The organism is Actinocatenispora comari, assembly GCF_017312725.1.
Classification (GTDB): domain Bacteria; phylum Actinomycetota; class Actinomycetes; order Mycobacteriales; family Micromonosporaceae; genus Actinocatenispora; species Actinocatenispora comari.
Genome location: NZ_BOPO01000039.1, coordinates 11,002 through 35,724 on the forward strand (window position 1 = coordinate 11,002; position 24,723 = coordinate 35,724).

General features: G+C 74.1%; 16 protein-coding genes. 3 read left to right on the plus strand and 13 right to left on the minus strand.

The window, feature by feature from the left end; all coding sequences use genetic code 11:
* Positions 1 to 54: 54 nt before the first annotated feature.
* The 5 genes from NUM_RS12235 to NUM_RS12255 all read right to left on the minus strand — a co-directional run bounded on the left by NUM_RS12235 (position 55) and on the right by NUM_RS12255 (position 9,096).
* Positions 55 to 2,166: an oxidoreductase gene (locus tag NUM_RS12235; RefSeq protein ID WP_207124933.1), complete on the minus strand. Its 2,112-nt coding sequence runs from the start codon at positions 2,164 to 2,166 to the stop codon at positions 55 to 57.
* Entirely contained in the window at positions 2,159 to 3,001 is an 843-nt protein-coding gene (locus NUM_RS12240) for an SDR family oxidoreductase (protein WP_207124934.1), read from the minus strand. The genes NUM_RS12235 and NUM_RS12240 overlap by 8 nt, the downstream gene beginning before the upstream one ends.
* The gene (locus NUM_RS12245) at positions 2,998 to 4,191 is read right to left on the minus strand and encodes an acyl-CoA dehydrogenase family protein (RefSeq protein WP_207124935.1); all 1,194 of its coding nucleotides are present in this window, start codon (positions 4,189 to 4,191) and stop codon (positions 2,998 to 3,000) included. Before NUM_RS12245 ends, NUM_RS12240 begins: the two co-directional genes overlap by 4 nt.
* 70 nt (positions 4,192 to 4,261) lie before the next feature.
* Positions 4,262 to 7,312 (minus strand): 3-phosphoshikimate 1-carboxyvinyltransferase, encoded by a 3,051-nt coding sequence (gene aroA, locus NUM_RS12250; RefSeq protein ID WP_207124936.1) that lies wholly within the window; start codon positions 7,310 to 7,312, stop codon positions 4,262 to 4,264.
* 317 nt (positions 7,313 to 7,629) lie between these two features.
* Positions 7,630 to 9,096, minus strand: coding sequence for a helix-turn-helix transcriptional regulator (locus tag NUM_RS12255; protein WP_207124937.1), 1,467 nt, complete (start codon positions 9,094 to 9,096; stop codon positions 7,630 to 7,632).
* 205 nt (positions 9,097 to 9,301) lie between these two features.
* On the opposite strand from NUM_RS12255, the gene aceA reads away from it, so the two are divergent.
* From aceA to NUM_RS12270, 3 genes are all read left to right on the plus strand, one after another.
* Entirely contained in the window at positions 9,302 to 10,678 is a 1,377-nt protein-coding gene (aceA, locus tag NUM_RS12260; protein ID WP_207124938.1) for an isocitrate lyase, read from the plus strand.
* 119 nt (positions 10,679 to 10,797) lie between these two features.
* Positions 10,798 to 11,538, plus strand: a complete 741-nt coding sequence (gene ppgK, locus NUM_RS12265) for a polyphosphate--glucose phosphotransferase (protein WP_207124939.1) — start codon at positions 10,798 to 10,800, stop codon at positions 11,536 to 11,538.
* Positions 11,539 to 11,892: 354 nt separating this feature from the next.
* Positions 11,893 to 12,456 (plus strand): DUF3307 domain-containing protein, encoded by a 564-nt coding sequence (locus tag NUM_RS12270; RefSeq protein WP_207124940.1) that lies wholly within the window; start codon positions 11,893 to 11,895, stop codon positions 12,454 to 12,456.
* A gap of 79 nt (positions 12,457 to 12,535) precedes the next feature.
* Here the strand turns inward: NUM_RS12270 and NUM_RS12275 are convergent, their stop codons facing one another.
* The 8 genes from NUM_RS12275 to NUM_RS12310 form a co-directional block, all read right to left on the minus strand.
* Positions 12,536 to 14,155, minus strand: a complete 1,620-nt coding sequence (locus tag NUM_RS12275; protein WP_225918514.1) for a phospholipase C — start codon at positions 14,153 to 14,155, stop codon at positions 12,536 to 12,538.
* A 156-nt stretch (positions 14,156 to 14,311) separates the two neighbouring features.
* Entirely contained in the window at positions 14,312 to 15,544 is a 1,233-nt protein-coding gene (gene efeB, locus NUM_RS12280) for an iron uptake transporter deferrochelatase/peroxidase subunit (RefSeq protein WP_207124942.1), read from the minus strand.
* A 75-nt stretch (positions 15,545 to 15,619) separates the two neighbouring features.
* Entirely contained in the window at positions 15,620 to 16,741 is a 1,122-nt protein-coding gene (locus tag NUM_RS12285; RefSeq protein WP_207124943.1) for an EfeM/EfeO family lipoprotein, read from the minus strand.
* 131 nt (positions 16,742 to 16,872) lie between these two features.
* A complete protein-coding gene (locus NUM_RS12290) occupies positions 16,873 to 19,383 on the minus strand; it encodes an FAD-dependent oxidoreductase (RefSeq protein ID WP_207124944.1) in 2,511 nt (836 codons plus the stop codon).
* A 162-nt stretch (positions 19,384 to 19,545) separates the two neighbouring features.
* Entirely contained in the window at positions 19,546 to 20,829 is a 1,284-nt protein-coding gene (locus NUM_RS12295; RefSeq protein ID WP_207124945.1) for a hypothetical protein, read from the minus strand.
* Positions 20,823 to 22,139: an enolase C-terminal domain-like protein gene (locus NUM_RS12300; RefSeq protein WP_225918515.1), complete on the minus strand. Its 1,317-nt coding sequence runs from the start codon at positions 22,137 to 22,139 to the stop codon at positions 20,823 to 20,825. Before NUM_RS12300 ends, NUM_RS12295 begins: the two co-directional genes overlap by 7 nt.
* Complete coding sequence (locus tag NUM_RS12305) at positions 22,132 to 23,061, minus strand: 5-dehydro-4-deoxyglucarate dehydratase (RefSeq protein WP_207124946.1); 930 nt, start codon at positions 23,059 to 23,061, stop codon at positions 22,132 to 22,134. Before NUM_RS12305 ends, NUM_RS12300 begins: the two co-directional genes overlap by 8 nt.
* 318 nt (positions 23,062 to 23,379) lie before the next feature.
* A complete protein-coding gene (locus NUM_RS12310; RefSeq protein ID WP_207124947.1) occupies positions 23,380 to 24,687 on the minus strand; it encodes a sensor histidine kinase in 1,308 nt (435 codons plus the stop codon).
* Between the last annotated feature and the right edge of the window lie 36 nt (positions 24,688 to 24,723).

A 24,723-nucleotide genomic window follows, 5' to 3' on the forward strand; every position in this document is an offset into this window, starting at 1 on the left:
GTGCCGGTCGCGACCCCGCCGACCACGGCGCGGCCGGGTTCGCCGACCGGGTGCTCAGGGGGTGGGGGCCGGCGCGGACTCGTGGCGCAGTGCGCGGCCGGCCTCGGCGCCGGCGGCGAAGGCGGTGACGGCGTCCACCGCGCCGTCCGCCGCACCGCCGACCACCCGGTACGGCACGGCCAGCTCGGCGATCATCGGACGCAGCGCATCGGCGGGCAGCTGCCCGGCGGCGACGACCACGGTGTCGGCCGGGACCAGTTCGGGTCCGTCGGCGCCCGCCAGCAGCACACCGGCGGGCGTGATCCGGTCGTAGCGCACGCCGGTCCGCAGCAGCACGCCGCGTCGGCGCAGCGCCGCCAGCAGCGCCCAGCGGGTGGTCCGGCCGATACCGGTGCCGATGCGGGGGCCGCGGCGCAGCAGCGTGACCTGGCGGCCGCCGGTGACGCCGAGCGGCGCGGCCAGCCCGTGTTCGGCCCGGAACCGGTTCCGCTCGTCGCCGTCGGTGCGGCCGTGGCTGAGCAGGTGCGCCAGGTCGACGGCGATGCCGCCGCCGCCGACGACCACGACGCGCTCGCCGAGCCGGTCGGCGGCGGCGAACGCCTGCGGGTAGGTCAGCACGTTCGGGCCGTCGGCGCCCGGCAGGTCGACCGGCCGGGGCAGCACTCCGGTCGCGAGGACGATGCCGGCGCAGCCGGCGAGCTCGGCCCGGTCGTCCGGCCCGACCGGGTGGGCGAGCCGCAGCTCGACACCGAGCGCGGCGAGCTCGGCCGCGTAGTACTCGATGGTGGCGCCGTAGTCGGCCTTGCCGGGTACCAGCCGGGCCAGCCGGAACTGCCCGCCCGGCTCGTCGGCCGCCTCGTACAGCACGACCCGCTCGCCGGCGGTCGCCAGGGCGTGCGCGGCGGCGAGCCCGGCCGGCCCGGCGCCGACCACCGCGTACCGCCGGCGATCCCGGCCACGCTCGCCGCCGCCCGCGCGCGTCGCGTCCGCCACGGCCGCTCCCGGGTCGGCGAACCCGGCGGCGGGAAGCAGGCTCAGCTCGCGGCCGGCGGCCGGGTTGACCATGCAGGAGACCGGCTCGTCGGCCAGCGACCGGTCGATGCAGGCCTGGTTGCAGCCGATGCACACGTTCACCGGCCGCGCCGCGCGCGAGCGCGCGATCAGCTCGGGGTCGGCGAGGAACGGCCGGGCCAGGCTGACCAGGTCCGCGTCGCCGGCGGCAAGCAGCTGTTCGGCCTGCGCGAGCCGGTTGATCCGGTTCGAGGCGATGACCGGTACCGCGCCGGCGACCGCGGCCCGGATCCGCGCCGGGTACGGCGCCCAGGTGCCGGGCGGCACGACCGCCTGCACCGTCGGTACCCGGGACTCGTGCCAGCCGATGCCCACGTTGAGCGCCGCGGCGCCGGCCCGCGCCAGCTCCCTCGCCAGCGCGAGCACCTCGTCGGTGTCCGGCGCGCCGTCCATCAGGTCGGCGCCGGACATCCGGTAGAGCACCGGGAAGTCGGCGCCGGCGGCGTCCCGGACCGCGGCCAGTACGGCCAGCGGGAAGGCGCGGCGCCGCGCCGCGTCGCCACCCCACCCGTCGTCGCGCCGGTTGGTGACGGCCGAGGTGAACTGGTTGAGCAGGTAGCCCTCCGAACCCATCAGCTCGACCGCGTCGAACCCGAGCCGCCGCGCGGTCGCCGCGCCGCGGGCGAAGTCGTCGATCGTCGCGGCGATCTCGGCACCGGTCAGCGCCCGCGGCGGGTCCGGCGAGAACCGGCTCGGTACCGCCGACGGCGCCACCGGCCGCAGCCCGAACGAGGCGGCGAAGGCGTACCGCCCGGCGTGGAACAGCTGCAGGGCGATCAGCCCGCCGGTCTCGTGCACCGCCTCGGCCACGCGTGCCAGCCGCGGCGCGTGCTCGCGCTCGCCGACGACGCTGTAGTGCACGCCGCCGGTGCCGACCCGGTTGACCGCCGATCCGCCGGTGACGATCAGCCCGGCGCCGCCGGCCGCCCGCGCCGCGTAGAACGCGGCCAGCGCGGCGCCGCCGTCGTCGCGGTCCTCGATGCCCAGGTGCATCGAGCCCATCACGACCCGGTGCGGCAGGGCCAGGCCGCCGAGCGTCACCGGGCTCAGCACCCGCCGCAACCCGACCGGATCGGCGGCTGGTCGATCAGCCATCGGTCTCGCGTCGGGTCGGCGCGGCGGGTGGTACCTCCGGCAGCCGCAGCGGCGGCGCGGTGTCGGCGTGGAACGGCGGCGCGATGGTGGACAGCCCGCCGTCCACCACGATCGACTGGCCGGTGATGTAGCCGGACGCCGCCGACAGCAGGAACAGCACCACGTCGGACATCTCCTTGACCGACCCCATCCGCCGCTGGGGTACCAGCCGCAGCACGTCGTCGAGCGCCGGCATCCCGGGCACGTCGTAGAAGTACGCCGACGAGTCGGACTCGATGATGCCCCCGTTGACCGCGTTGACGTTGATCCCGTACTGCGCGAACTCGACCGCCATGTAGCGCACCCACGCCTCGATCGCGGCCTTCGCCGAGCCGAGGTTCGCGTAGCTCGGGTAGGCGCGGATCGACCCGTAGCTGGACAGCGTGACGATCCGCCCGCCGCCGGTCATCAGCGGTACCGCGCGCTGCGCGCCGAGCACCAGTGCCCGGACGTTCATCGCGTACGACCGGTCGAGGTTGTGCGCCTTGAGCTCCATGATCGGCTTGAACGAGCTGGCCGCCGCGTTCGACACGAAGTGGTGGATCGTGCCGTAGGTGCTCTCCACGACGTCGAAGAGCCGGTCGATGTCGTCCGGCTCCTCCACGTCCGCGGCGACCGTGATCCCCTTGCCGCCCAACGCCTCCACCTCGGCCAGCGTCTTCTGCGCCGCCTCGGTGTTGCGCTTGTAGTTGATCACCACGGTGCCGCCGGCCGCGGCCAGCGACAGCGCCAGCGACCGCCCGATGCCCCGCGAGGCCCCGGTGATCACGGTGACCGTGTCAGCGAACTCACTCACGGCCGTTCCTCCTTCTCCGCGAACTCGCGCAGTACCTCGCGGGCGATCACGGTCTTCTGGATCTCGTTGGTGCCCTCCTCGAACCGCTGCGCCCGGGCGTCCCGGTACACCCGTTCGATCGGGCTGGTCGACCAGTAGCCGATGCCGCCGTGGATCTGCAGTGCCCGGTCGGTGACCCGGGTCAGCATGTCGACCGCGGTCAGCTTCGACGCCGAGGACAGCACGGCCGCCTGCGGGCTGCCCGCCTCCCACTCCCGGGCGGCGTGCAGGGTCAGCGCCCGGGCCGCCTCGATGTCTGCGGCGTTCTCCGCGATCGCGAAGCTGATCGCCTGCCGCTGGGCGAGCTTCTTGCCGAACGTCTCCCGCCGCAGCGCGTGCGCCATGGCCAGCTCGTGCGCCCGCCGGGCCAGCCCCACGCAGCTCATCGCCACCGAGATCCGGCTCGGCTGCAGGAACCCGCCGAGCGCGACCTCCAGCCCGCGACCCTCCTCGCCGAGCCGGTTGCCCACCGGCACCGGGGTACGGTCGAACGTCAGGTGCGCGTGGTCGGTGCCGTGCACGCCCATCGTCTCGGCCATCTCCTCGACGGTGACGCCCGCCGCGTCCCGGTCGACCATCAGCGCGACGGTGCCGTCCCTGCCGGTGGTGCCGGCCAGCCGGGCGAACAGCAACCACCAGTCGCACGTCACCCCGAACGTGATCAGGTGCTTCTCCCCCGACAGGACGTACGTGTCGCCCTCCCGCGTCACGCTGCACCGCAGGTCCGCGCCGGTGCCGGCGGTCGGCTCGGTCAGCGTGAACGCCGCCTTCCGCTCCCCCGCGATCACCGGCAGCACGAACCGCTTGCGCTGCTCGTCGGTGGCGAACTGGTCGATCGCCCGCCAGATGCCGTTGACCACGTGCACGATCATCCGGATCGACGCGTGCGACATGGAGAACAGCTCCATCAGCTCCAGGTACCGGGAGAACGGCACCCCACGCCCGCCGTACTCCACCGGTGCCGCGAGCGACAGGTAGCCGCGGTCACGCAGCTGCGCGAACATCTCGTCGGGTACCTCGCCGTCGGCCTCGATGCGCTGCGCCCACCGCTCGGCCGGCCCGGCCACGTACTCGGCCACCTCGGCCTTGAGCGCCAGGAACCGTTCCTCGTCCGCGCCGGTGTCGGGTCCCGGGGGCTTGGTCTGGGTCACGTCGTACTCCTCGTCGCAGGGGTGTGGCGCGCGGCCGGCGCCGGGCCGGGCAGCGGGTCGCGGTGCCGGGTCACCGGGCACCGTCCCGCTCCGGGCGCAGCGTGCGGGCCCGCTCGCGCAGCAGGTACTTCTGGATCTTTCCGGTGGGGTTGCGGGGCAGCTCGTCGACCAGTTCCAGCCGCTCCGGCCAGTACGTCTTCGCCACCTGATGGGTGTTGAGGTACTTCTGCATCGCGCCGAAGTCCAGGTCGGCGTGCGGCGCCGGCACCACGAACGCGCAGGCGCGCTCGCCCAGCCGGGGGTCGGGCATCGCGACGATCGCGACCTCGGCCACCGACGGATGCTCGTACAAGAGCTGCTCGATCTCCGACACCGGTACCTTCTCCCCGCCCCGGTTGATCACGTCCTTGACCCGGCCGGTGATGCGGATGTACCCGGACTCGTCGATGATGCCCAGATCCCCGGTGCGGAAGAACCCGTCCGCGGTGAACGCGGCCGCGGTCCACTCCGGATGGTCCAGGTACCCCTGGAAGAACGTCGGGCTCTTCAGCTCGAAGTTGCCCTCGACCCCGGCGGGCAGCTCGCGGCCGTCGCCGTCCACGATGCGGATGGTGATGCCGGACAGGGCCCGCCCGTCGGTACCCCAGGTCTTCGCCGGCTCGTCGCCCGGTGCGGCGAGCGTGCCCAGGCACGTCTCGGTGGTACCCCAGGCGCCGCACACGGTGGTACCGAGGATGCGGGTGGCGCGCTCGGCGAGACCGCGCGGCACGGCGGCGCCGGTGGCCACGAAGATGCGCAGCGACTCCGGCGCCCGGTCTCCGTCCTCGACGCCCTTGACCAGGTCGGCCAGGAACGGCGTGGCGGCCTGGACGAAGCTGACCCGGTGGTCGCGCATCGCCCGCAGCGCGCGCGACGACGACCACTGCCCCTGGATCACCTGCGGCGCGCCGAGCACGAACGCCAGCCACATCCCGTACAGGAAGCCGGTCTGGTGCGCCAGCGGCGACGGGATGTAGACGGTGTCGTCGGGGCCGAGCCCCAGGTGCCGCACCTCCATCAGTGCGGCGGTGGTCAGCGACCGGCCCTGCATCAGCGCGGCCTTCGGCTCCCCGGAGGTACCGGAGGTGAACAGCAGCTGTGCCGTCGCGTCGGGGCTGGGCCGGTGCGCACCGAGCCTGGTGACGTCGATGGTCACGTCCCGCAGCAGCTCGGGGTAGCTGTGCCAGGTGGCGCTGCCGCCATCCGGCAGCCGCAGCCGGTCGGCTCCGGCGTCGCTCGCCGGTACCACGATCACGTCGGTCAGCGCGTCGAGCCCGCTCCCGTCGGGGGTACCGCCGGCGGTCGCGGCGTCGAGGGCGGCATCGCCGGCGCTGCCGGACATCCCGGCACCGAGCAGCGCGGCCACCTCCTGCCGGTGGTCCCGGCCGCGGAAGGTGTCCGGGACGAACAGCACCTTGGCGCGGGAGCGACGCAGCGCGAACGCCATCTCGCGTTCCCGGAAGATCGGCATCAGCGGGCAGCACACCGCGCCGATGCGCAGGGTGGCGAGCGAGATCACCACGAACTCGAACCAGTTCGGCAGCTGGAACGCGACCCGGTCGCCGGCCTCGACCCCCAGGTCGAGCAGCAGCGTGGCGACCCGGTCGGCCTGCTCCATCAGCTCCTGCCAGGTGTGCGTGTGCATCGCACCGGGGCGCACGTCGACGACCGCGGTGGCGTGCGGCCGTTCGGTGGCCCAGCGCTGCACCCACTCGCTGATCGGTACCTGCGCGGAGGCCTGCGCCTTCCGGCCGCGGGACCGGCGTGGCCGGCCGGTGCCGGTGCCGTCGGCGACCGACATCGGGATGCCGATGCCGTTCATCGCGGTCAGGAACTCCGGATAGGAGATCCGGTACGCGTTGGGGTAGGTGAGGCTGGACCGCCCGGCCGCGCGGGAGGCGGCGACCGCGAGCGACATCAGGACCCGGTGGTCGTTGAACGACGACATGCTCGCCCCGGTCAGCGCCGGCACCCCGTGCACCCGCAGCGTCGAGTCGGCCAACTCCAGCCGGCCGCCCATCCGGTTGAGCTGCAGCATCGCCGAGGCGCGGTCGGACTCCTTGAGCCGGGCGTGCCCGACGTTGCGCAGCACGGTGGTACCGCGGGCGAAGGTGGCCATCGTGGACAGCACCGGCAGCATGTCCGGCAGGTCCCGGCAGTCGACCTCGGTCGCGGCCAGCGGCGAACCGTCGTGCCGGACCCGGACCGCGCCGGCGGCGGCGTCGTAGTCCAGGTCCAGGCCCATCCCGGCCACGATGGACAGCAGTTCCGCCTCGGGATGGTCGGTGTCGGCCGCGGCGGTACTGGTCAGCCCGCGGAACAGCACGTCGGAGGGGTGGATCGCGGCCGCGGCCAGACCGAACGCGGCCGAGCCGATGTCCGGCGGCAGCGTCACGGTGGCCGGCACCGGCTGCTGGTCCGGCTCGACGGTGAAGGTGCGCCAGTCGTCGGCGACGTCGACCGCCAGACCGAACCGGCGCATCATGTCGACGGTCAGCCGCAGGTAGGTGCGCTCGTTGAGCTCGCCCTCCACCTCGATCACGGTGCGGCCGGTGGCGAACGGTGCGAGCAGCACCAACCCGGAGATCCACTGCGACAGCGTGCCGGGGATCTGCACCCGCCCGCCGGTGGGCCGGTGCGGCTGCACCTGGATCGGCGGGCAGCCGTCGGCGGACGACAGCCGTACCCCCATCTGGGTCAGCGCGCGCAGCAGCGGGGCGACCGGGCGACGCTGGAAGTACTTCTGGCCGGTGACGGTGACGGGGGCGTCGGCGAGCGAGGCGAGCCCGATCATGAAGTACAGGGTGGTACCGGAGCTGCCGGCGGTGACCGTCTCGCGCACCGGGTGGTAGCCGCCGCCGTGCACCACGAACGTGTCGCCGCTGATCTCGACCCGGACGCCGAGCGCGCGCAGCAGCTCGACGGTGTAGTGCACGTGGTGCGCGTCGGACAGGCCGCGCACGGTGCTGGTACCGGGTGCGAGCGAGGCGAGGATGAGCGCCCGGTGCGCGTGGTACTTGGAGTTCGGAACGACGACCTCACCGGTCAGTGGCTCGCTCGTCCCGGCGACCGACAGATGCACGTGACCTCCCAACCAACGGCCTGCCAGCGGAGTCGCAGGTTGGCGCGGTGTCGGCGGTCGTATCGACTTGTGCTGCACTCGAACACAGCCGAGCGGTCGGGAACCCTCGCGCCAGAGGAATCGGTGCTGCGGACTCGCCTACGGGCACGTAACCTACGGTTCCGTAGATCCGATGGGGAACTTACACCCGTCCGGGCGGGTTACCAGGCAGTACGACCAGGTGCCCACTCGGTAACAAGTCTCACACCAATTGTAGTGATAATCGGCGCTCGCCCGGATCGTTGAACATCGTCCGCTTCCTCCGGCGGACGGCTTGCCTACTCCGCGTGCCGGTCCAGGAACGTGTACACGTCGGTCTCGTCCACGCCGGGGAACGTGCCCGGCGGCAGCGCCGCGAGGATGTGCGAGTGCGCCCGCGCCGACGGCCAGGCGAGCTGGTCCCAGCGGCGGGACAGCTCCGCCGGGGGCCGCCGGCAGCACTCCCCGTCCGGGCACGCCGACTTCGCCGTGGTGGTCGTCTCCCGGCCGCGGAACCAGCGCGAGTCGGCGTACCGCACGCCGAGCGTGATGGCGAAGTTGCGGTCCCGGCTGGGGTCCACGTACGCGGCGCACCAGTGCGTGCCGTTCGGCTTGTCGGTGTACTGGTAGTAGATCGAGAACCGGTCCGGCGCGGCGAACACCTGCCGGCCCGACCAGTACCGGCACATCCGCTGGCCCTCGATCGCGCCGGTGGCGTCGGTCGGGAAGACCAGCCCGTCGTTCGCGTAGGCCTTGTAGATGATCCCGGACTCGTCGTTCTTGGTGAAGTGGCAGCGCAGGTCCAGGTGCCGGGTGGCGAGGTTGGTGAACCGGTGCGCGGCCATCTCGTACGAGGTGGCGAACACGTCCCGCAGGTCCTCCACCGACAGCTCGCGCGCCCGCTTCGCCTGCTGCAGGTAGGGCACCGCGGCCGACTCGGGGATCAGCACCGCGGCGGCGAAGTAGTTCGCCTCCACCCGCTGCCGCAGGAAGTCGGCGAAGTCGCGGGGCTGGTCGTGGCCGAGCAGGAAGTGGCCGAGGGTCTGCAGCAGCACCGTGCGCGGGGTGTGCATGCCGAAACTGGCCCGGGCCAGGTAGATGCGCCGGTGCCGCAGATCGGTCACCGACCGCACCGAGTGCGGCAGGTCCGCGACGTAGCGCAGGGTGAAGCCGGCGTGCGACACCAGCGCCAGCAGCAGGCCCTCGGAGACCGCTCCCCCGCCGTACCCGACCGCCTCCAGCGACTGGGCGGCGAGCCGTTCGATGCCGGCGAAGTAGTTGTCCCGCTCGCGCATCTCGGTGCGCAGCGCCGCGTTCGCGATCCGCGCCTCCTCCGGGGTACCGGTCGGGCGCGCGTCGCGGCGCTTGAGCTCGCCGTACAGGGCGACGAGGTGTTCCAGCACGTCGGTGGGCACCCGGCGGGAGACGTGCAGCCGGGGCAGGCCGAGCGCGCCGTACAGCGGGTCGCGCTGGGCGGCGTCGAGCGCGAGTTCGAGCTGGGCGCGCCGGGTCGGCGGCTCGCCGGAGAGCAGGTCGTCGAGGCCACAGCCGAGCTCGCCGGCCAGCGCGGTGAGCAGCGACAGCTTCGGCTCGACCTTCCCGTTCTCCAGCATCGACAGCGCGGACGGCGAGCGGCCGACCCGCGCGCCGAGCTCGGCGAGGGTCAGCCCGGCCCGGCCGCGCAGGTGCTTCAACCGCTGGCCGAAGGTCGCAAGATCGAGCTCTGCGGTGAAACTCTGATTTTCTTTCGACTGCAACTTCGGCATCGCTTCAGTCTAGCTGAAATTCTGTAGATCTTCAGCTCACATTCGGCTGGGGCGACGGCCGCGCGCACCACAGACTCGTCGGTATCGCGAGGCGACGCCCGGCCAGGTCCGCCGCTCGCCCCGCGGCCGGCGGCCACGCGGCGAGCCCAGCGATGTGCCAGCACCGCGTCGGCGACCATCAGCGCACCTTGCAGGAGGCAGCGACATGTCGACCACCAGCACGCACACCCCGGAGACCGGGCAGACCCGTACCGTCGCGACCGCGCAGAGCAAGGCGGCCCAGCTGGAGCGGCTGTGGCGCACCGACCCCCGGTGGTACGGCGTGTCCCGCGACTACACCGCCGCCGACGTGGTGCGGCTGTGCGGTTCGGTGCAGGAGGAGCACACCCTGGCCCGGCTCGGCGCCCGGCGGTTGTGGCGGCTGCTGCGCTCGGAGCGGTACGTGCCGGCGCTCGGCGCGCTGACCGGCGGTCAGGCGGTGCAGATGGTCCGCGCCGGGCTGCAGGCGATCTACCTGTCCGGCTGGCAGGTCGCCGCGGACGCCAACCAGGCCGGCCAGACCTACCCGGACCAGAGCCTGTACCCGGTGAACTCGGTGCCACAGGCGGTGCGCCGGATCAACAACGCGCTGCTGCGCGCCGACCAGATCGCCTGGGCCGAACGGCAGTCCGACGGTGGCGAGCCCGGCGACGAGGCCGACGTGCACTGGCTGGCGCCGATCGTGGCCGACGCCGAGGCGGGCTTCGGCGGGCCGCTCAACGCGTACGAGCTGATGAAGGCGATGATCGCGGCCGGCGCGGCGGGCGTGCACTTCGAGGACCAGCTGGCCAGCGAGAAGAAGTGCGGGCACCTGGGCGGCAAGGTGCTGGTGCCGACCGGGCAGCACATCCGTACCCTCAACGCGGCGCGGCTGGCCGCCGACGTGGCCGGCGTGCCGAGCGTGGTGATCGCCCGTACCGACGCGCAGGCCGCCACGCTGCTCACCTCCGACGTGGACGAGCGCGACCAGCGGTTCGTCACCGGCGAGCGCACCGCGGAGGGGTTCTTCACCGTCACCAACGGGCTGGACGCGTGCGTGGCGCGGGGCCTGGCGTACGCGCCGTACGCGGACCTGCTGTGGATGGAGACCGGCAAGCCCGACCTGGGCGTGGCGCGGAAGTTCGCCGAGGCGATCAAGCGGCAGTACCCGGACCAGATGCTCGCCTACAACTGCTCGCCCTCGTTCAACTGGAAGCGGCACCTGGACGACGACACGATCGCCCGCTTCCAGCGCGAGCTCGCCGCGATGGGGTACTCGTTCCAGTTCATCACGCTGGCCGGGTTCCACGCGCTCAACCACTCGATGTTCGACCTGGCCCGCGGGTACGCGCAGACCGGGATGAGCGCGTACGTGACGCTGCAGGAGGCGGAGTTCGCCGCCGAGGCGGAGGGGTACACGGCGACCCGGCACCAGCGCGAGGTGGGCACCGGCTACTTCGACCTGGTCTCGACCGCGATCGCGCCGAACTCCTCCACCACGGCACTCGCCGGCTCGACCGAGGCCGAGCAGTTCGGGAGCACCGAGAAGGCGCCCGCCGCCTGACCCATCGACCCGCCCGCGGGGCCGCCGACGTCGCGCCGGCGGCCCCGCGGCGTGCGCGAGATGCCGGCGCGGGCGCCGCCGGGGTGCTGTACTGAGCGCACCGACCTCGGGAGGCGAGCGTGCGCGTACTGGGCATCGACATCGGTGGCAGCGGCATCAAGGGCGCGCCGGTCGACGTCGGCACCGGCGAGCTGGCCGGCGAGCGGTACCGGATCGAGACGCCGCACCCACCGAACCCGGACAACGTCGCCGACGTGGTCGCGCAGCTGGTCCGGCACTTCGAGTGGGACGGCCGGGTCGGCGTCACGTTCCCCGGGGTGGTCAGCCACGGCGTCATCGGTACCGCGGCCAACCTCGCGCCGTCGTTCGTCGGGGTCGACGCGCACGCCCTGTTCGCCAGGGCGACCGGCCGGCCGGCGACGGTACTCAACGACGCGGACGCGGCCGGGGTGGCCGAGATGCGGTTCGGGGCCGGGCGTGGCCGGCCGGGCACCGTCCTGCTGCTCACCTTCGGTACCGGCATCGGCAGCGCGCTGTTCGTCGACGGCACCCTGGTGCCCAACACCGAGTTCGGCCACCTGGAGATCAACGGGCACGACGCGGAGAAGCACGCGTCCGCCGCGGCCCGGGAACGCGACGAGGCGAGCTGGTCGCACTGGGCGCACCACCACGTCCGCCGGTACCTGGACCACGTGGTGGCGCTGCTGTCCCCGGAGCTGGTGATCATCGGTGGCGGGGTGAGCAAGAAGGCCGACAAGTTCCTGCCGGAACTGGCCGACGTGCCCACCGAGCTGCGGCCGGCCGAGCTGCTCAACGAGGCGGGCATCGTCGGCGCGGCCCTCGCCGCCGGCAACCACTGACCGCACCACGAGCCCGGCAGGGGCTCCAGCCGTACCCGCGCCGGCCGGCGGAACGGCAGGCCGCGCGGCCGGCGGGCCGGCGCGCTGACCCGTCCGGGGTACGCCGTGAGCGTCGGACATACGACACCGGATCGGGTCCGTGCTGACGCTTCGTGTCCGCCGATCACCCCGTAGGCAGCGCAACGTGTCGCCGTGCCGGTTCGCTCGCCACGGTGGGTGATCGAGGCGACGGTCGGGGTGTCCTGCGCAGGACACCGCAGCACGGCATCAGCAAGCACGATTGCGCCAGGCGACAAAGTTGCCGCCGATCAGCCCAGCGGGTCACCGGGGACCTGTGGAAGGAGCGCACGCGCCATGCCGACCGTCGAAACCGCAGCCGTTGCGGCTGCCACGTACGTGGCGCTGTTCGCCGGCCACCACCTCGGTGACCACCCGCTGCAGAGTCCCGCCGCCGCGGCCGGCAAGGGTGCCCCGAGCCCGACCGAGCTGTCCCGGGGTGCGAGCCCGTGGCGGGGCTGGAGCTGGTGCCTGCGGCACGTGCTGGTCTACACCGCCGTCCAGGCGATCTGCCTCGCGCTGGTGGCGATGGTCGCGCCGGTCGGGCTGATCGGTGTGCTGGCCGCGCTGATCGTCTCGGCGAGCAGCCACGCGGTGATCGACCGGCGCTGGGTGGTGCAGTGGTTCCTCGCGGCGAAACGCGCCGACGACTGGTCGGAGGGACCGTACCTGGTCGACCAGTCGCTGCATCTGGGCCTGCTGCTGGTCGCCGCGGTGGCCGCCGCGAGCGTCCGGACCCCGGGTGGGCTCGCCGTGGTCGCCTGCGCCGGCGCCGCGCTGGTGGCCGCCGCGCTGGTGGTCGAACGCCGCCGGGCCGCGCACGCCACCGCCGCGCCGAGGGCCGTGTCCGCGCACCGCTGAGCCGGCGGGCGCCGGCCCCGCACGGGTGCGGGACCGGCGCCGACTGCGGCGACCGTACGGCCCGATCGGCCGGACCGGCTCAGTGCCGGGTGGCCGCGCCGGTCCTCGGGTCGAGGATCAGTGGCCGGGTGTCCGGCCGGTGCCGGAAGTCGAGCATCCCGGTCAGGCTGCCCGCCCGGCTGTCGAACGAGTGGTCGCCGATCCGGCCGGTGTACCAGTTGTCCTCGATGAACCGCAGTACCGAGGTCTGGTCGGTGCGGGTGTGGTCGACGTGGTTGCGCTTCGCGTACGGCGAGAGCACCAGCAGCGGCAGCCGCGGCCCGTAGCCGCACCGGTCGGCGTACCCGCCGCTCGACGGCCTGGCGGTACACGCCGCCTGGTCCTGCGCCGAGTCGGCCGAACCGTTGAGCACCGTCGGCGTGACGTGGTCGTACCAGCCGTCGGAGTCGTCGTAGGCGAGCACCACCGCGGTCGACTTCCACTCCTTCGAGCGCTGCAGTTCGTTCAGGGTCCGGACCACGAACTGCTGCTCGTCCAGCGGATCGGAGTAGCCGGCGTGCCCGTCCTGGTACTCGGACGCCTTCAGGAAACTGACCGCGGGCAGGTTGTCCGCCGCGAGGCTCCGATCGAAGTCGGTCAGGTCGTACTGGTGGTTGGCCTGGTCGGTGTGCCCGATCGCGCGCACCGACGACGGCGGCAGGTGCTTGGGGTTCGACGTCGACTCGTAGTACTGGAACGGCTCGTGGTGCGGGCTGTAGTCGACGACCTGGGTACCGCCGATGTTGGCGTGCGTGGCGCCGCACACCGCGTACCCGTTGGCCGTGCCGGTCGGCCGGAACCCACCCTGGAACCAGCCCCAGGTGACCCCCTTGGCGTTGAGCCGGTCGCCGATGTTGTCGCCGGTCATCACCGCGAGGTTCTCGTCGGCGGTGTGGTTGTGGTCCGAGCAGTCGTCGAACGCCGGGTCCGGGTCGTTGATGACCGTGCCGACGCCGTCGGCGTCCGGCGAGGCCACCACGTAGGAGTCGGACGTCTTCTCGTGCGTCACCGGGTCGACCGCGTAGCCCCCGTGCGTCTGGCCGGAGATGAGGTTCAGCGCGCCCGGCGTGGACGGCCCGTAGGTGGTGTTGAACGAGTTGTCGCTCAGCGAGTACCGCTGGGCGTAGTTCCACATCGCGGTGACCGTGTTGCCGTCGTAGTAGTCCATCACCAGGCCCGGCTCCCCGAACAGCAGCGGCTGCCCGGTGCACGTGTCGGTCTCGGTGTACTCGACGAACCTGTCGGCCTTCCCGCCGTCGTACGCCTTCTGCTCGGCGCCGTAGCCGTGGTTCTGGTCGCAGGTCAGCGCCTGCGATCCGGACAGCCGCTTCGGGTCGTACTGGTTCGGGTTGTTCGTCAGCAGCTCGTGCGACAGGCCGTCCACCGACGGGGTGTGCGCCGCGGCGTGGAACGGGGTGCCGTCGGTGTTCGCCGCGTGCGGGTAGGTGCCGAAGTAGTGGTCGAACGAGATGTTCTCGCCGAAGATCACCACCACGTGCTTGATCGGCGTCGCGGTGTGCACCGGACGGTGTCCGTGGCCATGGCCGTTGCCGTGGCCGGCCCAGCTGACCGACGTACCGGCGACCACGGTCACCGCGGCGAGCGCCGCCGCGGTCACCACCGCCAGCTTGGCACTGCGGGTACGGATGCGGGCTTTCACGCCCACTCGCCTCCTTGCGCGGAGCGGAAGGCCGGCCGTGCGGCCGGCGGCGACCCGGCGGTCCGGGTACCGACCGCACTCTGACGGTCGCCGGTGGCCGCCGGCCCAACGCCGGTTGGCCGGCGGGTGAAGAGCCGGTCAGTCCACTGTGGACGATCAGGCCAGCAGGGCGCTGCCGTAGTGGTCGTGGTCGTCGCGCACGCCGGGCAGGGCGAAGAAGTACCCGCCGCCGAACGGCGTGATGTAGTCGACCAGCGGCTCGTCGATCAGCCGGGTCTGCACCGCCTCGAACTGCGCGGCCAGGTCGCGCTGGTAGCAGACGAACAGCTGCCCCATGTCCAGGTCGCCCACCGCGTCCACGCCCCGGTCGTAGTTGTACGGCCGGCGCAGCAGGATCGACGACGCCGTCTTCGCCGTCCGCGGGTTCGCCCGCCGGATGTGCGAGGTCAGCGGGATCGCCGAACCGACCGGGTCCTTCGCGTACTGCGGGGCGTCGTGCTCGTGGGTGCCGTCCAGCGGCGCGCCGTTGTCCCGGCGGCGGCCGAACAGCAGTTCCTGCTCGGCGGTGGAGATCCGGTCCCAGAACTCCAGCCGCATCCGGATCAGCCGCACCACCTGGTAGCTGCCGCCCCGGGTCCAGGCCGGCTCGCCGGCTTCCCGGCCCAGCCAGACGACCTGGTCCATCCGGTGCGCGTCGGCGGCGTCCGGGTTGGCCGTACCGTCCTTGAACCCCATCAGGTTGCGCGGCGTGCCGGACGGGCGCGGCGGCGGCACGAACCCGTCCAGCTTCCAGCGGATCTGCATCGCGCCGCGGGTGGCCCGGGTGACGTCGCGCAGCGCGTGGATCACGGTGTCGGGGTTCGGTGCGCAGAACTGCACGCTCAGGTCACCGTGGCACCAGGCCGGATCCAGGTCGTCGTTGGGAAAGGTGCGCATCGGCCGCAGGTGCGTCGGCCGCCGGTCGCCCAGCCCGTACCGGTGGTCGAACAGCGAGGCGCCGACCCCGACCGTGACGGTGAGCCGGTCCGCCGGTACCTGCGGGCCGAGGATGCCGGAGTCGTCCGGCGGCGCGGTGATGCCGGGGTTGGGCGGGGTACCGCCGGCGGTCAGGAACCTGGCCCGCCGGGTGATCGTGGTCAGCAGCTCGGTCAGCTGCGCGCGGTCGGCCGCCAGCACGTCGAACGAGACGAACGTGCTGCGCGCCGGCGCGGCGTCCACGATGCCGGCCTGGTGCGCGCCGTGAAACTCGACGTGGTCGGGCTGCGCCGGTTCGTCGGCGTGCGCGTACCGCTGGCTGCCGAGGGTGGCACCGACGCCGGCGACCGCGCCGGCACCGACCCCGATCGCCCCGGTCAGCAGCTGCCGGCGGGGCCAGCGGGACTCACTCATCGGCGTTCCTTCCTCGTCGCGACCCCGGTGCGGCACGGCACGCGCGCTGCCCGTGGTCCGCTCGCCGCCGCTGGTTCACTGCGCCCGCCGTACCTGGGCCAGGGCGGCGATCGGGGCGAGCCGCTCCAGCGCCTCGCCGGCGGCGCCGTCGATCGCCCGGCGCTGCGGCGCGGACAGGTCGTCGACCGGCGTCCAGGTGCCGTGCCGGTACTGCGCGTCCAGCAGCGTGCGCAGCTTGTGCAGCGCGGCGTCCGCCGCCGACAGCCCACGGAACCGTGACCGCAGCACCGGGCGCAACGCGTCGAGGACCGCGACGGTGCCGTCGACGTTGGCCCGGGCGGTGGCGAGGGTGGTGCCCGACCCCTGGTCGGCCTCGCCGGTCAGCTCGAACTGCAGGGTCATCTCCAGGATCTCGTGCGCGCGCAGCGGCAGATCGTTGGGATCGACCCGTTCGGTGCGGAACTGCGTGACGAGCTTCGCCACGTCGGCCGACAGCGCGTCGGCCGGCTTGCGCAGCGCGGGCAGCGACTCGCCGTGCCACAGGCCGTACTCGATCCGGTGGAAGCCGGTGAAGCCCGGGTCGTGCACGCCCTTCGGCAGGCCGGCCGGCAGCCGGTCGATCGCGTCGGCCAGGTCACCGAACGTGCCGTACGCGGCGCCGAGCCGCTCGTAGTCCAGGTGGGCCGGCAGCCAGGCCCGCCGGGCCGCGGCCCGGTCGCCGGAGCGGACCGCGGCCGCCAGCCGGCGCACGTCACGCCGCAGCGTGGGGAACGCGTGCTGCACGGACGACCGGTAGGTGTCGACCGGGCCGCGCAGCACCTGCTCGTCGACCGGGACGATCGCCGGCGCGCCGCGCTTCGGCCCGTCGGTCACGGTGACGGTGGGGCCGGTGACGGCGTCGGTGTCCTCCGGCAGGCAGCGGAAGGCGTACCGGCCGCGGCCGAGGGTGACCTGCATCGGCCGGGTCGCGCCGGGGCCGAGGTTCTCCAGCTCGGCGTAGACGGCGCCGTTGGCCGGGTCGACCAGCTCCACCTCGGTGGTGTTGATGCCGACGTTGTGCACCCGGAACGTCTGCTCGCCGCCGTGCGGGTCGTGCCATTCGGTGGCGCAGCCGGACCGGGACACGGTCAGCGCCACCTCGCCGCCGTCGTGCCCGGTGCATCCCGCTAGGGCCAGCAGCGCCGTCGCGGCGATCACCGCCGTTCGTCGCGCGCGCCGCACCGCCACCGTCCTTCGCCGTCGTGCCCCGTCGGTGCCACAGCCTAGGGCCGCGGGCCGCGGGACGGCACCCCCGCCGCCGGGATGTTCACGGCCCGGCCACCCGCCGATCATCCGGTGACGGCGAAGCCGTCGAACCCGACCAGGCCGACCGACGGGTCGTGCGCGGTGACGAACACCGCCGCGTCCTGCTCGTCCGCCGCCCGCGGCACCGTGGCGGTGCCGACGGGCCGCCAGCTCGTGCCGTCGGTGGAGTAGGCGCCGGTGGCGCCGGTGCCGGTACGGGTCAGCCGCAGCCACACCGGCCCCGACGTCCCCGCGTCGGCGCGGGCCACCGACTCGACGTACCCGTCGCCGTCGGCGTCCCACAGCAGCAGCAGGTTGCCGGACGGCTTCACCGCGAGTACCACGTAGCCGCCGGACGCACCGGCGCCGGTCACGTCGTCGCGCAGCATCAGCCCGGCCCGCGCGTCCGGGCTGGTCGCCTCCTGGCTCGCCACCCGTACGGTCAGCGTCGCGCCGGGGCCGGCGGCGGCCGGGCGGTAGATCGCCCCGTACTCGTCGGCGTGCGTCCACAGGTCGCTGCCGGCGGCGGCCACGGCGAGCGTGTCGCCATGCTGGCCGAAGTACGCCTGGGTGCCGGCGAACGTGCGGTACGGCGGCGCGACCGGGGACTCGACGTACACCGTCGCGGTCGCCGAGTGGCCGGCGCCGGTGGCGGTCAGGGTGGCGCGGCGCAGCGCGTCGTCGCTGCCGGGCGGGCTGGCGTGCCAGCTCGCCGCGACCCCCTCCCCCGGCGGCACGGTGTCGAACGTGGTGGGCGTGGTGGCGGCGATCGTCCAGCCGGGCGCGGTCAGCGCGAGCGTCACGCCGGTCAGCGGCTCGGCGGTGGTGTTGCGCAGCGCCGCGGTGGCCGTCGCGGTGTCGCCGTGCTCGACTGCGCGGTCGGCGACCAACGACAGCGGCCCCGCCGGTACCGGCCAGGTCAGCAGGGCGCCGTCGGCGAGCAGTTGCGCCCGCAGCGTCGGGTAGTCCAGCTCCTGCACCGTCGTGCCGGCGGCGATCGCCTGCGCGGCGGCGGTACCGGCCGCCTGGCCGAGGATCATGAACACCGGTTCCATCCGCACCGAGCCGTACCCGATGTGCGAGGCCGACATCGCCACCGGGACCGTGAGGTTCGTGCAGTCGCCCGCCCGCGGCACGATCGACCGGTACGAGACCGGCCACGGCCCCGGAACGCGCGTCTCCACGTCGCCCTCGTTGCGGGGACGCCCGTCGACGACGATGCGCTGCGCGTTGTGCGTGTCCATCGTGTACGACGCGAGCCCGACCGGATCGTCGGCGACCACCCGGCCCAGGCAGTCGTGCTCGGTGACCACGTAGTCGGAGATCATCCGCCGGCCCTCCCGCACGTACAGCTCGTGCGGCCAGCCGCCGGTGCCGGTGAACTCGTCGGCCGGCAGCCCCCAGGCGGCGACCGCGGTCCGCACCTCGGCGCTCACCCCGGGATCGTTGGCCAGGAAGTACAGCAGGCCCTGCTGGTAGCGCAGGTGCCGCTGGAAGATGCGCTCCCGCTGCCGGTAGGAGCCGGTCGGCCAGCCGTCCGAACCGCCGACGAAGTCGGTGGCCACCGCGCCGTTGTTGTTCAGGTCGGTCTTGCCGTGCGGCATCGTCCGGTTGTTGCCGAACACGTCGAACACCCCGGCGTCCAGGTAGCGCCGCAGCAACTCGTACCGGTCGGGCCGGTAGCCGGCCGGCTTCGGCCACGGCAGCCGGTCGGCCGCCCGGGTCAGGCAGAGCCGGAAGTTGTACGCCTGGACGCGCCGGTCGCCGCCGCCGGTCACGCCCGGCGCGGCCGACGACACCAGCGGCAGCAGCCCGCTGGCCGGGTCGCCCGGCGTGCGGTAGGGGTCGACCGGGACCTTGAACTGGTGGTTGACCGCCAGGTGGTAGCCGTCCCACGTCTCGCCGTAGACCGCGTTGGCCTCCCGGCCGACCGTCCACCGCACGCCCGCGGCGGCCATCAGGTCACCCTCGTACGTGGCGTCGACGTACTGCGCGGCGGTCACCGCGAGGCCGCCCTCCAGCTCGATCGCGCCGAGGCGCCCGCCGCGCCGGCGGACCCGGACGAGATGCTGGTCGCGGTACACGGTGACGTGCCGCTCGACCAGCCAGTCCTCGAAGATCTGCTCGGCGACGTGCGGTTCGACGGTGAACTGCGCGCCGCCCGCGCCGTAGTGCGCGCCGACGCGCTCGTAGAACTGCCGGGCCAGGCCGCCGATCGCGGCGGAGACGCCCACGTCGGTGGCGCCCAGACCGCTCGCGGTGATGCCACCGACGTGCCGACCGAACGCCAGCAGTACCACCGACCGGCCCAGCCCGGCGGCGGTGACGGCGGCGATCACCCCGGCCGAGGTGGCCCCGTACACGCACACGTCGGCGCTCACCCGCCGCGGCCGGCCCGGCGCCGCGCGCCGGTAGTAGTACGGGCCGGTCGGCTCCGCGGGATCCGGGCCGGTCGCGGACGCGGAGCCGGGGGCGAGCAGTTCGGCGCCCAGCACGCCGGCACCGAGCGCGCCGCCGGCCGCCAGCAGGTCCCGGCGACGCAGCCCGCCGCTCACCGCGCACCACCCGGTACGCGACCGGGCCCGGTCACCGCCGCTCGCGCCGGGAACGTGCGCCGGGCACCGGGCGGGTACGCCGCGAAAGTAGGCATGGCCGCACCCTACGGTCACGAACCGCCCGACAACAGACATCGCTCGCAGCGTGGGACGGCCGCCGGGTCAGAGCGACGGCCCCAGCTCGGTGGGGTCGGCGTCGGTGGGGTCGGGTTCGCCGTCGTCGGGCGACTCGTCGGTGCGGCAGCGGCGGACGATCTCGGCCAGCTGCTGCTGCCCGCCCGGCGGCGCCAACCCCAGGTGGTACAGGTGCAGTTCGGTGGCGCCCGCCCCGAGCAACGCGCCGGCATGGTCCACCACCCGGGCCGGGTCGGCCGGCGGCAGCACCGTCAGGTACGCGCCGAGGGCGACCTCGTCGGGCAGCACCGACCTGGTGTGCGCCAGCGCCTCGACGCTCGCCGAGGTGGTCGGCCAGCAGGCCGTGAGCACCGCGTCGACCACCGGCACCGCGGGATCGGCGCCGGCCGCGGGGTCGGCGACAGGCCGGACGGTGTCGGCGTCGACGGCGACGTCGGGGCTGGTCGCCCACGGTTCGGCCCGGCCGTGCAGGGTGATCCGGGCGGACGGGGCGTGCCGGTGCACCGCCGCGAGCACGTCGGCGCGCAGCGCGGCGGCAAAGTCGCGCCGGGTGGCGAGGACGAGCTCCGCGATCCGGTCCCCGACCAGCTCCGACATCGGCGCGTCGGCCCCGTGGGTACCGGCCAGCACCCCGGCGACCGCGGCGGACAGCCGTTCGGCGACCTGGTCCGGGTCCTGGCCGCGCCGGATCCAGTCGGCGGTGCAGTACCCGCAGCAGCAGACCGACAGCGCGCGCTGGGCGGCCGGCGGGAACACCCCGGCGGTCTTCTCGTGCCGGCCGTGGTGGGCGACGCCGAGCTGCCCGCACGCCTCCAGCGAGACGCCGTCGACCGGCACGCCGCGGACCGCCTCGGCGGCGAGCGTCGCCGCGTACTGCCGGACCTCGGGGTTGGCCGGGCACAGCGCGTACGGGTAGCAGTCGCCGCGGTAGTTGCGGACGGCGACGTCGGGGTGCGCGGTACCGAGGTGGGTGGCGTGCGCGAGCACGATCCAGGCGGTGACCGCGATGCCCGCGGCCCGCAGCCGCACGGTGGCGGCACCGAACGGGTCGTCGCCGGGCACCCAGTCGGCGGCGAGCGGGACGAGCCGGTGCCCGGCCCACGCGCGCTGCCGGACCGGCCGGTACAGCGCGGCCTCGCGCGCCTCGACGACCAGGTGTTGCGGGTGCAGCGGGGTGGCGGCGCGGGTGGCGTGGTAGCTCGCGGCGAGCGCGACCTCGGTGACGCCGAGGGCGCGGACCCGGGAGACGAAGGCGGGATCGCCCAGCACGTCCCAGGGGTACGCGTACCCCACCACCCGCGCGGTCACCATGCGGCGACCCGTTTGCGGAAGTCGGGCTGGACGGTGCGCAGGTAGCCGGCGTCGTCGCGGCGGGTGATGCCGCAGTCGAGATACTGCTGGTGCAGCCGGGCCAGCGCCGCCTCGTCGAGGGTCACGCCCAGCCCCGGCGCGTCCGGCACCGCGACCGAACCGTCCACAATGGACAGTGGGGTGGTCACCACGTCGTCGACCGCCCACGGGGCGTGCGTGTCGCACGGGTACGACAGTGCCGGCGCGGCGGCCGCCAGATGCACCATGGCGGCCAGACTAATGCCCAGGTGCGAGTTGGAGTGCATGGACAGGCCGATGCCGAACACGTCACACATCGCCGCCAGCCGGATCGAGGCGCGCAACCCGCCCCAGTAGTGGTGGTCGGCGAGGATCACCTGCACCGAGCCCAGCCGTACCGCCTCGGGCAGGTGCTCGAAGGCGACCACGCACATGTTGGTGGCCAGCGGCATCGGCGCGCGGGCGGCGACCGCGGCCATCCCGTACCGGCCGGGGGTCGGGTCCTCCAGGTACTGCAGGTCGTCGGCGAGCTCGCGGGCCACCCGGTGCGAGGTGGCGAGGGTCCACGCCGCGTTCGGGTCCAGCCGTACCGGCAGGTCGGGCAGCGCCGCCCGCAGCGCCCGGACCGCGGCGATCTCGGCGTCCGGCTCGAACACCCCGCCCTTGAGCTTGAGCGAGCGAAACCCGTACCGGTCGACCATGGTGCGGGCCTGCGCCACGATGCCGTCGGGATCCAGCGCGGCGCCCCAGCCGTCCGGTTCGCCGCCGGGGTGCCGGTCCCACTTGTAGAACAGGTACGCGGCGAACGGGATCGCGTCGCGCACCCGACCGCCGAGCAGCGCGTGTACCGGCCGGTCGGTGCGCTGACCGGCGAGGTCCAGCATCGCCACCTCGAACGGCGACACCACCCGGGCCAGCGACTTGCTCGGGCTGGACGCGCCGGTCAGGCCGTGTGCGTCCGGCGCCTCGGCGCCGCGCAGCTCGGCCGCGACCCGCACCGCCATCCCGTTGGCGTCGAACAGGTCCAGCCCGCGCAGCGCCGGTGCGGCCCGGCGCAGCAGGTCCAGGTGCGCCGCGTCGCCGTAGGTCTCCCCCAGCCCGATCAGGCCCGACCCCGTGCGCACCTGCACGATCGAGCGCAGCGCGTACGGCTGGTGCACGCCGGCGGCGTTGAACAGTGGCGGGTCGGCGAACGCGACCGGCGTGACCACCACCTCGTCGATCCGATCACCCCGGGCCGCCCGCCCCGAGGCAGCGCCGGGTGTCGCCGCCGCGCCCTCGACGTCAGCCACGGCGCACCTCGGCCAGGGCGTCCCGGCCGGCCGCGACGATCGCGGCGAGCCGCTGCTCGTGCTCCGGCGGCGGGTCGGTCAGCGGCGGCCGGACCCCGCCGACGTCCTGTCCGGACAGCCGGGCACCGGCCTTGACCAGCGCCACCGCGTACCCCGGGGCCTGCGCGCGCAGCTGCGCGAACGGCAGGTAGAACGCGGCGAGCAGGGCCCCGGTGGTCGCCTCGTCGCCGGTGGTGACCGCGGTGTGGAACGCGGTCGCGATCTCCGGGACGAACGTCAGCACCGCCGACGAGTAGGCGGCGACCCCGATCGCGGCGTACGCGGCGGCGGACAGCTCGGCGGTGGGCAGCCCGTTGAGGAACTGGAACTCCGCCGCCCGGCGGTGCCCGCTGTGCCGGATCGCGGTGACGATGCGCAGCATCGCGTCCACGTCGCCGCGGCCGTCCTTGATCCCGGCCACCTCGTCGACGTCCAGCAGCGCCACCGCCGCCCCGGGGTCGAGCACCGCGTTGGCCCGCTGGTACACCACGACCGGCAGGCCACCGCCGGCGGCGACCCAGCGCACGTGCTCGACCAGCCCGGCCGGCGTCGACTCGACCAGGTACGGCGGGAGCAGCAACGCGCCGTCCGCGCCGGCGCGGCGGGCGGCGGCGAGGTTCTCCCGGGCCACCTGCGGCCCGCCGCCGACCCCGGCGAACACCGGTACCCGCCCCGCCGTCACCGTGACCGCGGTCGCCACCACCCGCTCGTACTCGGCCGGCGACAGCGCGGTCAGCTCACCGGTGCCGCAGGCCACGAACAGCGCGGCCGGCCGGGCCGCGAGCTGGCGTTCCAGGTGGTCGGCCAGGCTCGGCCAGGCGACGTCGGCGCGGTCGGCGGTGAACGGGGTGAGCGGGAACGAGAGCAGCCCGTCGAGTCGCATCGAACCTCCCGCGTCCACATATGTGGACGACATCCAGTATTCGGATCGTCATTCGTGATGACGTTAGGGCCGGCCGAACGGCATGGTCAAGGCGGCGACCGCCGGGGTGACGAACTCCGCCGGTGCGAGGCCGCGAGGAGCGCCGGTTGCCGTCGCCGCCCGGTCCGACCGGACACCGGCCCGGACCGCCGCCGGCAGCTCGTCCACCGCCAGGCACCGGCCCGGACGGCCGCGGGCAGCTCGTCCACCGCCAGGCACCGGCCCGGACCGCCGCGGGCAGCTCGTCCACCGCCGGGCACCGGCCGGGACGGCCGCCGGTTACTCGTCGGTCGCCCACTCGGCCCGGCGGGCCGGCAGCAACAGGGTGAACACCGGCGGCGCCGGCCGGGTCAGCCGCAGCCGGCCGCCCTCCGCCTCGGCCAGGCTGCGGGCCAGCGGCAGCCCGATCCCGTGCCCGGCCGCCGCGCCGCTGCGGCGGGCGAACAGCAACTGCTCCGACACCGCGGTACCGGGACCCTCGTCGGCCACGTCGATCGCGAGCGCGCCGCCGGCGTTGCGGGCGGTCACGGTGATCTGCCCGGCTCCGTGCACGGTCGCGTTGTCCAGCAGCACCGACAGGATCTGCCGCACCGCGCTCGCCGAGGCGGCGCAGCGCGGGATGTCGCCCTCGACCACCACCAGCAGCGACCGGCCGGTGGCGGTCAGCGTGGGCAGCCGGTCCGCGCGCAGCTCGGCGAGCAGGCCCGCGACGTCCAGCGGCTCGTTCGGCGGCGGTACGTCCCGGGCCAGATCCAGCAGGTCGTCGACGATGCGCTCCAACCGGTCGGCGTGCTCGATCGCGGCGAGCACGTCCGGCCGCAGATCGCCGTTCGGCTTCTCCAGCGCCATCTCCAGGCCGAGCCGCAGCCCGGTCAGCGGGGTACGCAGCTGGTGCGAGGCGTCCGCGGAGAACGCCCGCTCCCGGGTGACCAGCCCGCCGAGCCGGTCCGCGGTGGAGTTCAGCGACTGCGCCACCGAGTCGATCTCGGCGATGCCGATGGTGCGGGCCCGGACGCTGAAGTCGCCGTCGCCCAGCCGCCCGGCCGCGCCGGCCAGCCGCTGCAACGGTTCGGCCAGCCGGCCGGCCTGCCAGCGGGCGAACACGGTCGCCGCGACGATGCCCACGAGAGCCAACCCGGCCATGGTCAGCCAGGTCGGCACGGTGCGCCAGTACACCTGGCTGCGCGAGGTGGAGGCGCGCACCGCGCCGGTGACCCGCTCACCCTTCTCCACCGGTACCGCCACCACCAGCTCGTTGGTGTCCTCGCCGGTGGTGACCTGGCCGCCGGTCATCGCCGAGCGCACCGCGCTGTCCGCACGGGCCGGCCCGGCGCCGTCGGTGAGCCGGCCGTTCGCGTCGTACAGGCCGAGCACGATGCCGTGTTTGGAATGCGGGATCGACTCCGGGGTGCGCCGGGTGGCGTAGTCGGCGGTGATGTCCACCGCGGTCCGGTCGGCGACCCGTTCCATCTCCGCCCGGGCGTCGGCGACCTGCAACTGACCCAGCACCACCGCGAACGGGATGCCGAACAGACCCGCGGCGAGGATCGCGGCGAGCAGGCCGACCGACAGGATGCGCTGGCGCACGTCCTACCTCCCGCACCCGGCCGGCGGCACCCCGGC